The following is a 12,353-nucleotide window of genomic DNA, read 5'->3' on the forward strand; positions in this document are numbered from 1 at the left end:
GTCAGCGCAGTACCCCTTCCATCACCGCTCTGAGACGCGGTTGCAGGTGCCGCTTCAACAGTGTCGCGATCGCTTCTTCGGTCAGATCGATGGAAACGTCCCTGTCGGTCAACTTCACCTTGATGCCGTCAAAGCCCGGTGCGGTGGAGAAGGTGACCCCTTGCCGCAACACTTCGCCCGCAAGTGCAATCACGAAGTGGGTGAGGGTTCCCGGCTCGACCGCCTCGGGCGATTGCTTCAACTCCTCGAAGGTGACGACCTTCTCCGGCAGGACGATCTCCATCGGCTCAGCGTCGCTGACCGACGCATTGTCCTTTGCGTTGGCGGCCATCGCCAGAATGAGGTTTTTCAGGAATTCCTGGTCGGCAAGTGTGGTTGCCACCAGCCGGCCGGCTTCCTGCTGGATGCGGTCGCCCAGCTCGTTGCGCAGGCTGAGGACTAGATCGCGCGCGGCAACCTTCAGCCCGTCTTCCGTCGCCGCCTTTTCCCTGGCCGCTTCCGCTCTTGCATCAGCCAGCAGGCTGTCCGCCTTCTGCCTTGCTTCCTCAACGATCGTTTCCGCCTTTTCCCTGGCCTTGGCCAGGATGGCATCCCCCTCCGACTGGCCCGCGGCCACGCCTTCGGACTTCAGCCTTTCGATAAGCGCCTGGACACCGGCACCAGCGGCGTTCTCCAGGTCGTCTGCTGCGTCATGTTTGGACATTGCCGCCTCCTGTTCCTTCTGGCCCTAAGCGGGGATCGAGCCGGACAGGACCAGCGCGAAGACGAGAGCAAAGACCGAAAAGCCTTCCAGCACCGCCGCCGGAGCGAGGGAAATGCCGAAGATTTCCGGCTTGGCCTTTGAGGCATGAATGGCCGAGGCGAGCACCTCGCCCTGGCGAATGCCGGTGTAGAGCATGGTGACGCCGGACAGGAGGCCGATGCCGAAAAGCGCGGCGCCATTGGCTGCATCAATGGTGGGCTGCTGCAACGAGAACATGATCACGATGCCGTAGATCACCTGGGACGACGGCATCAGCGAAACACCGATGAAGCGGCCGTAACCACCGTCGCTGTCCAGCATGGCGCCGATCGCGGCGCTACCGCCAAGGGCGCAGCCCCAGGCGCTGCCGATGGCGCCGAGGGCGACCGGCGCGAACAGCCCAAACCAGCCGAGAGCCACAACGAATTCGTTCACAGGCGTGTCTCCTCTTTCTTGAACGGACGGAAAGGCGTGCCCTCGTCCTTCAAACCCCAATTGAAAAATTCAATGACATTCAGACGCAGGCCATGCACGCAGCCGGCGATCAGCCCCAGCCCGATATTGATGGCGTGCCCGAGCACAAGAACCGCGATGGCGATCAGCAGACCGACGCCAGGAACCGCGTGGTTGAGCTGGCCCGAGAGCGAATTGATGGTTTCGGCAAGCGACGCTGCCGCAAGCCCCAGCGCAAACAAGCGCATGTAGCTGAGAACATCAGAGAAAATGTTGACGATACGGGCCAGCGAGGCGAGGCCATCAAAAACCCTGAGGCCGCCGGTCTTGAGCGATGTCACCTTGCGGTCGCTGCCGAAGATGCCGACCAGTAGAAGCCCAGCAACCACCGCGCCCGGGCCGGCAACCGCAACGGAAGTGCCCTGCCCCAGAAACGTTGCCAGGCCACCGAGTGCCACCAGACACCAGCCGACAGGCTGCAGGCGACCGCTCAGGCTCGTTTCGTGCCAGGCGCGCATCAGGTTGGCAATGACGATATGGGTCACGCCGATGGTCAGCGTGATCTTCATCATCGTGTCCACGTCTTTCAGATGCAGCACCTTCAGGCGCGCGAGAAACGTTCCTTCGGGAGGCGCGACACCGAAGTAGCTACCCGTTGCCACGCCGAAGGCCGCCGTCGAGATCATGAGCCAGACGGACATCCGGAACATGCGCCGGCCCAACGCCGAACCTTTGAAGCGCGCCCGGAACAGGTACAACAGCAGAAGAAGAAGCAGGCCATAGCCCGCGTCCGTCATGATCATGCCGAAGAAGATCACGAAGGAAACATAGACGATTGCCGAAGGGTCCCACCCCCTGTAGCCGGGGGTCTGATAGAATTCGACCAGATCCTCCCCCGCTTCCAGTGCCGGGCTGTTGTCGAGAAGCGTGGGCGGCGCATCGGCCTCTTCGACATCCGTCACCAGCAGGGCGATGCCGAGACTGTCCGAAAGCGTGCGGACCTCCGCAACCTGGTCCCGCCGCGCCCAGGCCTGAAGCACGAAGACCTGTTCGGTGTCCGCTGTTTCGAGCGACGCCCTGTGGCGGGCGGAATGGTCGCGGGCGGCGGCAAGGTTCTGCGCCAGCACGAACCGCCATTTGGTGAGAGCCTGACGCTGCAGTTCCAGCTCTTCCAGTTGAATGGTCGCATCTTCATGTTGACGCCGAAGCACCGAGAGCGCCTCGGCCCCCACGTGAACGCGCGGCACCGGCATGGCATTTGCCGCCGGTTCTTCCGGAGAAAGCAACACGATGTAGCTGCGGTACTTGTCGCGGTGGACGATCTCCAGGATCTTGTCGGAAGGTTCGATCAGCTTGATCTTGGCGTTGGGCACCACGTAGAACCACAGCCGGTGCTCGCCGATTTCGGCCAGGTCGGAAAAGCTGAATTCACCCCAGGGCTCCACATCCTGAATGCGCTGATCAAGGCGCGCCACCCGGTCTTCGCAGTCACGGAGCGCCTTGCGGTTGGCAAGCGTCTTTTCGACCACCTTTTCCAGGTCAAAGTCGTCAAGATGGGTGACAGGACGACGCTGCGCCTTGCTGTCCATGAGCCAGCGCAGGGCTTCGCTCGCCTCGCGCCCCCGGCCTGCGGGAACGGCTTCCAGTTCCTTTTGTGCCGATGTCAGGGGAATCAGATGCAGGGCGCCGAATTCCTGCGTGGCTTCCAGCACCTTGTCCTTGTCCTCAAGGATGCCGACCAGATTCACCTTGACGAGCGGGACGATGGTCATAGTTCGGCCACCGAGGTTTCAGCGCCGCGCGCTGCCGTCTTGCGTTTGGAGATCTTGGCACGGACCACGGCATCGCGTTCCGCGTCCGCCAGGGCCATGCGGATTTTCTTGATGTTGCGTTCCGCCTGCGGGATCAGCACCTTTTCGAACAGGTTGACCCGGCGAGAGATAACCGCTTCGGCCTCGATCAGCCGGGCAATACGCTCCTTGGCAATCTCCCGCTCCTTGTTGAGCCGCAACAGTTCCTGCATGCCTGTGACATAAGGGTCGACCCAATGCGGGCGCGCCAGACGGGAATAGGCTTTCGTCTCGACCTCGATATCTTCCAGGACCGGCAACCGGGTGCCGGAGAGGTTCTGCTCGCCGACGACGGCCTGCTTCAACACCACCAGCCCTTCCAGCGGGACATGCTTGTTGGCCATCATTGGCAGGGACCGCGCAAGAGCGTTGAAGCGCTCCTCATACTCCGCCTCGAGGCGGACGGCTGCTTCCTTCGCCTTGGCGCGCTCGGCCATGATCTGGAGCCTCTTCAGCTCAAGAGACGGCAGGAAGCGCTTGTATTCCGAGAGCTGTCCGCTTTCCCGGGCCAGAGACGACTTGTTGAGGGCCAGTCTTGCCATCAGGCAGCCTCCTCGTCAGACGCTCCGCCGGCAGGTTTGCTTTTCGGGAAATACTTGTCGATCAGCCCCTGCTTCATCAGCAGCTGTTCCGGCTGGAAGCATTCGGCAAGCGTCTGCCAGCACAGGTCGAGCGCCTCCTCCAAGGGCATTGCGACATTGATATCCATGAAACGCCGCCGGAAAAGGCCGCCAAACTTCAGAAGCTGGTGGTCGTATTCCGACAATTCGAACGCCATGGACTGCTTCTGCTCCGCATCGCGTGCGCCGGAATAAAAGCGGATCATGGTGTTCATGATCTGGTTGTGATCCTCACGCGTCACTTTGCCGATCACATGCTGTTTCAAACGGGACAGCGAGCCGAAGGGATCCAGAACGCCGCTGTGCAGATAGAACTGGCCTTCGGTGATGTAACCGGTGTTGTCCGGCACCGGATGGGTGACGTCATTGCCCGGCATGGTCGTGACCGTAAGGATGGTGACAGAGCCTGAGCCCTTGAAATCGCAGGCCTTTTCATAACGGCGAGCCAGCTGGGAATAAAGATCGCCCGGATAACCCCGGTTGGCGGGCACCCGCTCCATCGCAATGGAGACTTCCTTCATGGCATCTGCGAAGGCGGTCATGTCGGTGAGCAGCACCAGAACGCGCTTGCCTTCCTCAACGGCGAATTTTTCCGCAACCGCAAGGGCCATGTCCGGAACCTGCAGACGCTCGACCACCGGATCGGACGCCTGGTTGATGAACATGACCGTGCGCGGGAAAACGCCCGCATCCTCGAACTGCTGCCGGAAAAAGGCATAGTCATCGAAGATCAGCCCGAGGCCGCCGAACACCACGATATCGGCATCTGCCTGGATGCCGATACGTGCCAGAAACGGGTTATAGGGTTCGCCGGAAACCGAGAAGATCGGGATCTTCTGACTTTCCACGAGGCAGTTGAAGATATCGATCATCGGCACATCTGTGCGGATCATGCGCGAGGCAAGCACGCGCTTCATCGGGTTGGCGGACGGTCCGCCGATCGGGACGGAAGGGTCGCTGGACAGATCCGGGCCCCGGTCAATCGGCTGCCCCGCACCGTCGAACACACGGCCCAGGATATTGTCGGAATAGGTGACCTTGGCCGGCTCACCCAGAAAGCGTACGGACGAATTGTTGGCGAGGCCCTTGGTACCGGAATTGACCTGCAGCGAAACCATGTCCCGGTCGATGTTGATGACCTGTGCGAGAGACGTCGCACCATCGCCTGAATCGACCAGTGCCAGATCACCCAGGCACGGGCGCCCCTCCGACTCGCTCTTCGTAGAAGACACCTGAATGCGAATGATATCGCCAACGATATCGACAATCCGTGTGTGGGAGACCAGCATTAACGCCCCCTTGGGAAGGAAATTAACTCACATCGGGCCAAACCCGTTCTGCTGCAACGCAAACCATCTTAGGCGGGTTTTTCGGTCCCACACAACCTGAACTGTTGCCCGGCACCCAACTTGCTTCAACCAAAATGAAGTTAAGAGAGAAATGATTGCGTTCGTATGACTTGCATCAAAGTGCTCATGCCAGAGGCAGCAGGCCTACTCCCGCATTGCCGCAACCCCATTTCACTTGCGTTAACGGCGGGTCGACTTCGCTGTTCCGCTTAATTCCGGCATAAGCCCAGGGGAAAGCAGCATTCAGGAAGACGTGCTGTTGCGCTGCACAAATTTAAAGCAACTTTCAAACGGTCCACCTGATATTCTACCTATATATTGGAATATCAATTCTCCATTTTCCCAATCATTCTTCATGATCTTTTCTTTTTCACGATCACGCGCCTTCCCGCCAATATTGTTCTTCAGTCATCTGAATTTTTTCCCAAGAGGAAGATTTTTAAGCATGCGCAAAACCACCCGGATAGGTTTAAGGCCAGTTGTATTCGCCATTTTTTCTTCACTTTTGTTAAAATGTGATATTTTTTAGGCAAAGCGCTTTGAAATTTCCCGACATCCGGTTGCACAACCTATGCCGGTAACCCGGTCGCATTGCTGGCGGCCTTGGAGGAAAAGTTGACGGACCAAGTGACTGATCACGCCCTGGAACTGCCTTCATCGTCCAATTCATCCAAGAAATCCCAAACAGGCCGGCACGCCAATGGCGCGGATAGCGCGGCGAAAAGACCCGAGGACCGCAGCCCTCCGGTACGCAGCGACATCGGCACGATCCTCCTGCACTGGACGCTGGTTATCGCGATCGTCACCAGCCTGCTGACCGGCATGCGCCTGTCGGCGGATGCGGAACACGCCTGGTTCTCCAAACTTTTCGAACCGATCCTGCCACAGGGTGAAATCTGGACCTGGCACTATGTGTCGGCGATATTCGTTCTGGCGGTTATCTTTGCCTATGCGGCCTATATGACGCTTGGCCGACTGAAACGGCGCATTTCCTCCAAGAAGATCGTTGTTCTGACGCTTCCCGCCAGCACCAAGCTGCGCCTGGCCGCGGTCAACGTCATCGCCTACTGGATCCTGTTCGGGGCCGTGCTCACCCTGTCGGCGACGGGCGTCCTGCTTTATATCGGTCATGGTGGCATCTGGGTGACCGTGCATTACACGGCCGCCCTCGTGGTGCTGACCTATATCGTTGCCCATGTGGTGCTGCATTATTGTTATGGCGGCGTTGCACAGTTGCTGCGGCTGTTCCGTCCGCAAGCGCTGCGCCGCTTCCCGGGGATGAGCCGTCACCCGCTGGCCCTGGCGACTGCCCTGGGCGCAATCGTGCTTGTTGGCGCTGTCAGCCTCGATTTCGGCACACGCGACAGCCTTGTCGTGGCCAAGGGCACCACCCTGCCGGAGCTGGACGGCACGCTGGACGATCCGGTCTGGCAGGACGCGACCCCTGTTTTCATCCGAACACAGCAAGGCTCGAACCTGGACGGAACGGGAGAATCCACCGTCGAAGTACGTGCCGTTCAGGTGGGGGACAAGATCGCGTTTGCCTTCCGCTGGGAAGACAAGAACCGGTCGTTGAAGCGGCATCCGCTGATCAAGCGTGAAGACGGCTGGCACATGCTGAACAACCGGGCCGACATTTCCGACGAGACCGCCTATTACGAGGACAAGTTCTCGGTTGCCTTTTCCACCACCGACACCTTTGGTGGCGGCGGTGCCACCCACATGGGCCCGAAGCCTCTGAGTGACAAACCAGGCGCTTTCAATTACCGCGGCCTGCACTATACGACCGATGGCAGCCTGGTGGACGTGTGGCAATGGAAAGCGGCGCGCGGCGGCATGCTGGGGCGCGTCGACGACATGCACTTCGCAACACCCGTGGAACCGAACGAAGCCCAGGCTGCCGGCAAGAGCCGCTACAGCGCCGGCTACAATCCCGACGAAGGCAAGGCATTCTACGTCTACAACTACATCGGCGATCCCGTGACCCATTATCATGGGACGGTCGGCGTGCACCGGCTTCCGATCGACCACAAGAAAATGACGTCGTTGATGGGCACCATCGATCTGTCCACCGAAGCGATCGAAGACGAGGGGTCGCAGTGGTGGATGTTTGAAAACGAAAGCGTGCCGTACTCGCCGGAAAAGGACGCGGAAATCCCGGTCGGAACGGTCATTCCAGGTGTACTCATCCAGGGTGAATATTCCGGCAGCCGGGCAGATCTGCTGGGTGGATCCAGATGGCAGGACGGCCACTGGACACTTGAAGTCGTCCGGAACATGGACACCGGCCAGAGCCAGGACCTTGCCATGAAGGATGGTCTCTTCATGTGGGTCTCTGCGTTTGACCACAACCAGACGCGCCACACCCGCCATTCCCGTCCCGTGCGGCTGACCTTCAATTGAGGCCTGCCCTTCCCGTCTTTCCTGTCTTTTCCGGACGTTTCTTTCAACGGATGTAATCACCCATGTCGAAAAGCACCTGTACGGTCACCATCAACGGGAAGGCCATCAAGGCCAATGTCGGCGACACGCTGATCGACGCCGGGCTTGGCGGACGCCTCGTCATCCCGCACGACTGCTGTTCCGGCCAATGCGAAACCTGCCGGGTACGCGTTTTGAGCGGGCAGATCGACGACATGGGCACCCGGGAAAAGGACACCGTGCTCGGATGCCTTTCCGTTCTGGAAGGCGATGCCGAGATCGCCTATGACCCGGTGCCGCTGGTGAAGACCACAAAGGGAACGGTGGAAAGCATTCGGCCGATCAAGGACGGGTACCTGGAAGTTCGGGTCAAGACGGCGCGGCCCGTGCCCTGGCTGCCAGGGCAATATCTGCGCGCGACCTTTGCAGGATATCCGCCGCGCGACTACAGCCCGACAACCCCGCTCAACCTGGATGCGGAAGAGAATGTCCTTGTGTTTCACATCAAGGTCTACCCGGACAGCATCGTATCGTCGAAGCTGGGCAAGGAAATTGCCAAGGGACATGCCGTCAAGCTGCGTGGCCCGTTCGGCAATGCGTTTTTGCGACGGCAGCAGAACCCGATCCTGCTCACCTCGACCGGAACCGGGTTCGCACCGATCTGGTCGATTGCCGTTGCAGCGAGCCTGGGCCAGACCGGCCGTGAAATCCGCATCATTGCCGGGTCGAGAACCCGGGACGGGATCTACATGCGCGACGCGGTTCGCTGGCTGCAAGGCCGGGGCATTCCGATCACCCTGACGGCAGGCGATGGCGACGACGAGACGGTGCGCAAGGCGCGCCCGCATGAACTGGTCGGACAACTTACGCCCGATCACGTCGTCTATTCGGCCGGTGCGCCGTCACATGTCGACGCCATGCGGGAGATCGCGCTAGGCGCAGGGGCAACCTTCTACGCTGATCCGTTTTTTGTGGCGGAAGAAGAGAGCGGCCTGCTGGCCCTTGCTGGAAACCTTATCCGAAAGGCATCCGCTCCGTTTACCTCGGCTTCCGCAGACTGACACCAGGGCGCTACACCAGCCTCTCCTGAGAGCGAGCGGTCTTGCCGGACTATTGCGCGGCGGTTGTCAAAGACCGTTCGCCGGCATAGATCAGCTCTTCGGTACTGGCGACAGGCATGGGTCTGCCCAGATAGTAGCCCTGCGCTTCCGTGCAGCCGATTTCGGTCAGCATGTCGAGAAGCTGCTTGGTCTCCACACCTTCGGCGGTGGTGGTCATGTTGAGATTGTTGGCCAGTTCGATGACCGCTTTCACGATGGAAATGGAATCGTCCGAATAGGCCATCGACCGGACGAAGGACTGGTCGATCTTGATCTTGTCGAACGGGAACCGGCGCAGGTAGCTGAGCGAGGAATAGCCGGTTCCGAAATCGTCCATGGACACTTTCACGCCCAGCGACTTGGCCTGGCGCAGCGAATCCAGAACATCTTCTGAATCGGTCAGAAGCACGCTTTCGGTCACTTCCAGTTCGAGACGGTCGGCCTTGAGACCCGTTTGGGTCAGGGCATCGATCAGCACCGGACCAAATGCGTGGCCGCGCAGCTGCCGGGGTGACAGGTTGACCGCGACCCTGAGGTGGTCCGGCCAATTGGACGCGATCCGGCATGCTTCCTTCAATACCCATTCGCCCAACTGGATGATCAGGCCGGTATCTTCGGCAAGCGGAATGAAATCAGCCGGAGAAACCATGCCCCGTGTCGGATGGTTCCAGCGCACCAGCGCCTCGAAGCCGGACACCCGGTCGTCCACGAGCGTGTATTGCGGCTGGAAATAAAGCTCCAGTTCGCCATTGGCGACCGCGGTCCTGAGGTCGGTGATAAGCTCTCGCCGGTCGTTCACGGCCGTGCCCATGTCCTGCTCAAAGAAGCGGTAGGTATTGCGACCGTCTTCCTTGGCCCGGTAGAGCGCAAGGTCTGCCTGCTTGAACAGTTCGTCGCCTGCAGTGCCGTCGGCCCTGGCAATTGTGATGCCGATGCTGACGCCGATTACGAGTTCATGATCGGTGATCTGGAACGGTTGGGAAATCTCCCAGATGACCGACTGCGCCAGTTCCTCGACATCAGCAAGCCTGCACGGCAGACCGGTGAGGATCGCAAATTCGTCGCCGCCAAGGCGGACAACAACGTCCTTTCGGCCGATGAGGGCGCGCAGACGCTCCGCCACCTGCCGCAAGAGCTCGTCGCCAATCGGATGCCCAAGGCTGTCGTTGACCGTTTTGAACTCGTCCAGATCGAGGCACAGAATGGCAAACTCGCCCCCCTTGACCAGTTGCTGGTTCAACAGCATGTCCAGCTGGTCCCGGAATTCGATGCGGTTTGGCAGCTGTGTCAGAAGGTCGTGACGCGCCAGGAACGCCAGCCGGTCACGGGCTTCCTGCCGCTCGGTGATGTCTTCGGATATCGCCACCCAACCACCTTCCGCCAGCGGCTGGCGGGTGGTCAGGACGATACGGCCCGAGCGGATCTTCACCATTTCGGTGCTTTGCGAGCCACCTGAATACCTGTGATCTCCGATCCGGGAATCGTGCAGAGCCATGTCACCGGTTTCAACGGCATCAACTTTCTGCAGCGTTGCGAGCTGAGCAGCCGTCATACCCGACTTTATCCTGCCCGGCTCGACTTCGAACAATTCGGCGTAGCGCTGGTTCGAAACAATCAACCTGCCATCGACGTCGAACATGCACAGACCGTGCGACATGTTGTTGAGAGCAGCATCAAAGAGGACGTTCTGCTCGCGCAACTGGGCTTCCTGAGAGCGCAGGATGGAGTTCTTTTCGTGCACGCGTTCGCGCAAGGCGTCGCGCTCCTTGACGGATCGTTGCAAGGAAACGACCGATCTGGCGATGTCACCGACTTCGTCCAGCCGCTCGGTTCCAACCACCTTGCTTTCGAAGTCGCCCGCTGCAATGCCGGTCAATACGCGCGTGATCTTGGTCAGCGGCCGGGTAATCTGCCGCGACATGAGAAAGGCGACAGCAGCGAAAGCCACCAGCGCGATCAGTCCGAACAGGAACAGCCGCCGGAGCAGCTTTGCTTCTTCTTCGGTGCCGATACGGATCAGTTTGTTCTGGATTTCGGTCAGCGCCGCGATGGGGGTCAGCGCACAGACAGTCATGGGAACGACAGGAACACCGCATTCGATGACATGCTCACCGTCCAGGGTGATGTTCGGCGTTTCTTTCGAGCGGGTGAGATCCGAATAGTTTCCGGTGAAATTCGCCGTGGAAATGATCTGATCGTCGAAAACGATCGCCATTTCGAAGGAATTGATTTTTGCCAGATCCGCCAGGAGCGGCTCTTCCGGCCGCAGCCAACGTTGCGCGACAAGTCCGCCGATCACATAGCCGAAATCATCAAAAACCGGGACAAACGCGATCTGAGACACTTCATTGTCCCGATCGCCCGGCACAAAAACACCCGTTTCGGACTTCGGCAAAACGCCGGAGTAGGTCAGCTTCTCTCCCGGAAAGCTGTCCTTCAGCGACTTGGCGACCTCGTTGAAGAAGCTCAGACCCTGCATCTTGGACCCCAGTTCGACGAGGTCCGCAGAATAGGAGGAGGCGCCGATCACATGGCCTTCCTCATCCAGAACGACGATGCCGTCCACATCCGCCAGTTTCGCCGCCGGGCCGAGCAGTTCCGACATGGCCACGACATTGCGTGACTCAACGGCCTTGGCGGTATCCACCCTCTCCGACAACGCATTTATGCGCCGAAGCCTGTCCTGAAACAGGAACTCCATGCGGGTCCCGGCAAGCTTCACGTCGGCGGACAGGGTTTCCACAAGACGCGCGCGGGAAAGCTCCAGAAGCTCGGCCTCCTGACGCTGCATGCTGTCTTCAAGCTGGAAAGCCACCAGTCCGATAAGACCGGCAAATGCACACACCGCCGTGAAAACGGCGCCGTATGTATAATGCCAGAGAAGGGACGAGTGACGGATCATGTGGACCAATTGGGTTATCTACCGACGGGTACGCCACCGTAGTTACTGATCAATGTGTGAGCCTGACCCGACTGGGCGTAGTCGATGAAGGCCTTCATCTCATCGTCCAGCGTGCCTTCCTTGTAGATCAAGGCGAGGGTTACCGAACTCGGGTAGCCCGGATCAGTCGGATGGTGACCATCGATCTTGAGGACCGACAGTCCGTCTTCAAGCGGCTTCGAATAAGGACCGAAAGCAATCGCGCCTTCGACTTCGCGCGCGCTGGAAATTGCTTCCTGGGTGGTAAGGGCCGTTTTCGAGCGCGGCGAGAACTCCATATCCGCCCAGCCCGGCATCGACGATTTCAAAACCTGCAAGGTGCTGTCCGCGTCTTCGCGGCGGACGAGGCGGACACGCAGATCGGCACCGCCCAATTCGGACCAATTGACTATTTCACCGGAATACAGCTTGACCAGTTCTTCGCTGGTCAAAGCATCGATACCGGTAGACGGGTGCGTGAAGATTGCGCTGGGTATTTTTGCAATCGGCAGATAAACGAGGCCGAATTCCACCTCACTGTCCTTCAGGGGACGCGCGACCCGGCCCAGGCGCTCCGTGCCGGAGCTGACGGCGGCTATACCGCCACCCGAGCCAATGCTCGGTGGAATTTCAAGATTGATATCGGGACGATTCTCGACAAAGCCCGCACCAATTTCCTGAAGCATTTCAAGGCCATCACCCGTGCCTACTACTTTTAGCGGGCCCTGTGCCGACGAAACTTCAGTGTGTAAGAAAAAAGTGCAAAGGGACAATGCCAAGGCAAAAGCCAAACTACGCATTTTTATCACCCAAAAATTGACGGTACTATCTAGAGTGACATATTCAAGTTAATTAAACGCTAAACCCCCGCGATAAATTACAATAAATGTGTAGTCTA

Annotated in this window: 9 protein-coding genes; 2 read left to right on the forward strand and 7 right to left on the reverse strand. The window is 59.3% G+C overall.

Annotated features, from left to right (window positions below; genetic code table 11):
- Nucleotide 1: 1 nt before the first annotated feature.
- The 5 genes from ACP90_RS26965 to ACP90_RS26985 are packed head-to-tail and all read right to left on the reverse strand — an operon-like array spanning nt 2 to nt 4,954.
- Nucleotides 2–703 (reverse strand): hypothetical protein, encoded by a 702-nt coding sequence (locus ACP90_RS26965; RefSeq protein ID WP_062491117.1) that lies wholly within the window; start codon nt 701–703, stop codon nt 2–4.
- A 24-nt stretch (nt 704–727) separates the two neighbouring features.
- Entirely contained in the window at nt 728–1,177 is a 450-nt protein-coding gene (locus ACP90_RS26970) for an ATP synthase subunit C (RefSeq protein ID WP_006939055.1), read from the reverse strand.
- Nucleotides 1,174–2,967 (reverse strand): ATP synthase subunit I, encoded by a 1,794-nt coding sequence (locus ACP90_RS26975; RefSeq protein ID WP_062491119.1) that lies wholly within the window; start codon nt 2,965–2,967, stop codon nt 1,174–1,176. The genes ACP90_RS26970 and ACP90_RS26975 overlap by 4 nt, the downstream gene beginning before the upstream one ends.
- Nucleotides 2,964–3,587: a V-type ATP synthase subunit D gene (locus tag ACP90_RS26980; protein WP_062491121.1), complete on the reverse strand. Its 624-nt coding sequence runs from the start codon at nt 3,585–3,587 to the stop codon at nt 2,964–2,966. The genes ACP90_RS26975 and ACP90_RS26980 overlap by 4 nt, the downstream gene beginning before the upstream one ends.
- Nucleotides 3,587–4,954: a V-type ATP synthase subunit B gene (locus ACP90_RS26985; protein WP_062491123.1), complete on the reverse strand. Its 1,368-nt coding sequence runs from the start codon at nt 4,952–4,954 to the stop codon at nt 3,587–3,589. The genes ACP90_RS26980 and ACP90_RS26985 overlap by 1 nt, the downstream gene beginning before the upstream one ends.
- A 675-nt stretch (nt 4,955–5,629) precedes the next feature.
- Between ACP90_RS26985 and ACP90_RS26995 the strand changes: the two genes are divergently transcribed.
- A complete protein-coding gene (locus ACP90_RS26995; protein WP_228866274.1) occupies nt 5,630–7,417 on the forward strand; it encodes an ethylbenzene dehydrogenase-related protein in 1,788 nt (595 codons plus the stop codon).
- A 62-nt stretch (nt 7,418–7,479) separates the two neighbouring features.
- Nucleotides 7,480–8,496 (forward strand): 2Fe-2S iron-sulfur cluster-binding protein, encoded by a 1,017-nt coding sequence (locus tag ACP90_RS27000; RefSeq protein ID WP_062491128.1) that lies wholly within the window; start codon nt 7,480–7,482, stop codon nt 8,494–8,496.
- Nucleotides 8,497–8,545: 49 nt separating this feature from the next.
- On the opposite strand, the gene ACP90_RS27005 is transcribed toward ACP90_RS27000, so the two are convergent.
- Nucleotides 8,546–11,437: an EAL domain-containing protein gene (locus tag ACP90_RS27005; protein WP_062491130.1), complete on the reverse strand. Its 2,892-nt coding sequence runs from the start codon at nt 11,435–11,437 to the stop codon at nt 8,546–8,548.
- Between the two features lie 14 nt (nt 11,438–11,451).
- Entirely contained in the window at nt 11,452–12,246 is a 795-nt protein-coding gene (locus tag ACP90_RS27010; RefSeq protein ID WP_062491133.1) for a substrate-binding domain-containing protein, read from the reverse strand.
- Nucleotides 12,247–12,353: the final 107 nt, after the last annotated feature.

The organism is Labrenzia sp. CP4, from assembly GCF_001579905.1.
Lineage (GTDB): Bacteria > Pseudomonadota > Alphaproteobacteria > Rhizobiales > Stappiaceae > Roseibium > Roseibium algicola.

Coding starts and splice junctions, on each gene's coding strand:
- ACP90_RS26965 (WP_062491117.1), bottom strand. CDS start 703: ATGTCCAAACATGACGCAGCAGACGACCTGGAGAACGCCGCTGGTGCC.
- ACP90_RS26980 (WP_062491121.1), bottom strand. CDS start 3,587: ATGGCAAGACTGGCCCTCAACAAGTCGTCTCTGGCCCGGGAAAGCGGA.
- ACP90_RS26985 (WP_062491123.1), bottom strand. CDS start 4,954: ATGCTGGTCTCCCACACACGGATTGTCGATATCGTTGGCGATATCATT.
- ACP90_RS27005 (WP_062491130.1), bottom strand. CDS start 11,437: ATGATCCGTCACTCGTCCCTTCTCTGGCATTATACATACGGCGCCGTT.
- ACP90_RS27000 (WP_062491128.1), top strand. CDS start 7,480: ATGTCGAAAAGCACCTGTACGGTCACCATCAACGGGAAGGCCATCAAG.
- ACP90_RS26975 (WP_062491119.1), bottom strand. CDS start 2,967: ATGACCATCGTCCCGCTCGTCAAGGTGAATCTGGTCGGCATCCTTGAG.